General features: G+C 33.8%; 2 protein-coding genes. Both read right to left on the reverse strand.

Annotated features, from left to right (window positions below; genetic code table 11):
• Positions 1-303: 303 nt before the first annotated feature.
• Positions 304-744 (reverse strand): hypothetical protein, encoded by a 441-nt coding sequence (locus tag F3G86_RS10055; RefSeq protein ID WP_149723772.1) that lies wholly within the window; start codon positions 742-744, stop codon positions 304-306.
• Positions 737-2,338 (reverse strand): hypothetical protein (locus F3G86_RS10565; protein WP_188116462.1); only part of this gene is annotated, 1,602 nt, incomplete at its 5' end. The genes F3G86_RS10565 and F3G86_RS10055, both read right to left, overlap by 8 nt.

Raw genomic sequence — 2,338 nt, forward strand, 5'->3', positions numbered from 1 at the left:
TAGATGAGTGTTTTTACCTACCTCTACGTTTAGCTCATTTGCTGTTATAGATGAGAGGTTTGTCTGTTTTATCTTTGTATTTGAGTTTGACTTGCTAAAGCTAGCTCCAACAGAGCTTAGAGATCTATCTCCAGATGCAAAGTTTTTAGCATTAGTTGCTCCAGAGTAGCTTACGCTTAAATTTATACCCTTGCTTTTAGAGCTAGCATCTTTTATATCTCTGGTGCTTTCTAGACTTAGGTTGTTTCCTACTTTTAAATTTAATCTCTCATCATAATCTGCAAGATTAGCTCACTCCAAACTCTATCCATTATTTTTCAAATTTTCCTTGCGTCTTTTTGAGCGAGACATTCTAAAGAATTTTGGCTTGGCCTCTTTGGTATTGTTCTGTGGTTTTACCAAATGCCTAATTGCCCCAAAAACAGCATAAAAACAAACCACAACAACAAGAAAGAGTGAGAAATTTGCTATAAGAGAGAAAATGCCCTCTGCTCCAGTGACACTAAAATATAGCCTATAAAACAAAAAAGCGATCAAGAATACAATCGCTAGGTCAAACAAGATATATAAAATAGACTGGATATTACCCCTTGTCTTAAATTTAAGATAGTATAAACTTGAAATAACATCCTCTATCAGCATCTTTAAAAATAGTAATCCTACAGTGTCAAATACCAGCCAATACAGCCATGTAGCGTTTGGCATAAAACCAATGTCAATTATTCTGCTAATAAAACTATTCATCTTCACTCATTTCTTTAAAAAGGCTATATTTTATAGTAGCTCTTACTACACTATTTGTTCCTTGAAATATAATACTACTTTTTGCAGCCTTTTCATGTTCGTCAATCCTATTTGTCAGTTTCTCTATTCTACTTTTAGATTTTGTGTTTTTTAACTGATCTTGCAATGTTTTTTTAGCACCTCTTAAGTTATTATATTTTTTTAAAGTATCAAAAAACCTAGGTGCGGTTGTAGCAGTTGCTATGCCTGAGTACAATAAACTACTATAATCCAATGTAAAATCACTAAATTTAATATTGTTTATATTATCTATCATGGTGCTTCCTATCTCCAAAAAGCTTTGATCTTTAAAGTTTACATTTTGCATAGCTTTATCTTTCACTTCCGTTACAACTTGAATAGTACCATCCACTCCAGCTCCTATTGTACCGGTTTTTACGCTAGTAGTTGCTGTTTCTTTTAATACAGCTTTAGATAATCCTTTAGCTGCCAAATTCGCTGCGCCACCACCTACTACAGCCGCAACTGCTTGACTTTCAGTCGGTATTCCATTTTTTAATTCGTCATCCTTATCTGGTGAGTTAAGATAAGTAGCAAACCATGCTAATGCTACAGGAATAGCAATCAGTGGAGCAAAATTTTGTTCTCCATTTTTACTTTGCTCTTCTCTGGCTCTTGCATACTCATTTAAAGCAGATACTACTTCATTGTATTTAACAACATCTGTTTCTCTTAATGTTTCTAGCTTTTTTGCAATTTTACCTAAATTTTGTTTTGCTTCTCGTATCTCATCCTTATAAACCATATTAAAGATTACCCGTATAGCTCCATCTTTAATTTGCTTGACTTCTTTTACTATATCCTTTTGCCCACTCTTAGTCAGCACCCTTAAATCCATACTACCATCTACATTTGAGCTTATGCTAGTATTTACTAGATCTTTTGTTAGTTTAGTTGTATCTCTATTTAGTCTTGTTAGATCATCAGAGTTATCTTTATCTGCTATCTCTATGTTACCACTGCCTAGAGTTGCTAGGTTTTTAGATAGTGTGTAGCTTAAATTTCTTTGGTTAGAGTAGTTTATTGACTTTAGACCAGAGTAGCTTGAGTCTGATTTACCTTGACCACTTTGACTAACTTTACTATCATCTTTTTTACCTACTGAGTAGTTAGCTCCTATGCTAAGAGATGATCCTTTGTTATAGCTTGTATTTGATAGGTTCTCATAGCTTAGGGTATTTGTTTTTAAATTTAGGTTGTGGTTATCTATAAAGGTATTATCTTTATCATACTCTCCTGCTGCTAGAAGTGATCCTTTTAGATGAGTGTTTTTACCTACCTCTACGTTTAGCTCATTTGCTGTTATAGATGAGAGGTTTGTCTGTTTTATCTTTGTATTTGAGTTTGACTTGCTAAAGCTAGCTCCAACAGAGCTTAGAGATCTATCTCCAGATGCAAAGTTTTTAGCATTAGTTGCTCCAGAGTAGCTTACGCTTAAATTTATACCCTTGCTTTTAGAGCTAGCATCTTTTATATCTCTGGTGCTTTCTAGACTTAGGTTGTTTCCTACTTTTAAATTTAATCTCTCATCAGC

The sequence above is a fragment of the Campylobacter concisus genome, assembly GCF_902460595.1.
GTDB lineage: Bacteria > Campylobacterota > Campylobacteria > Campylobacterales > Campylobacteraceae > Campylobacter_A > Campylobacter_A concisus_BL.

Excerpts from the sequence above, each read along its gene's own strand:
- F3G86_RS10055 (WP_149723772.1), bottom strand. The coding sequence starts at position 744 with ATGAATAGTTTTATTAGCAGAATAATTGACATTGGTTTTATGCCAAAC.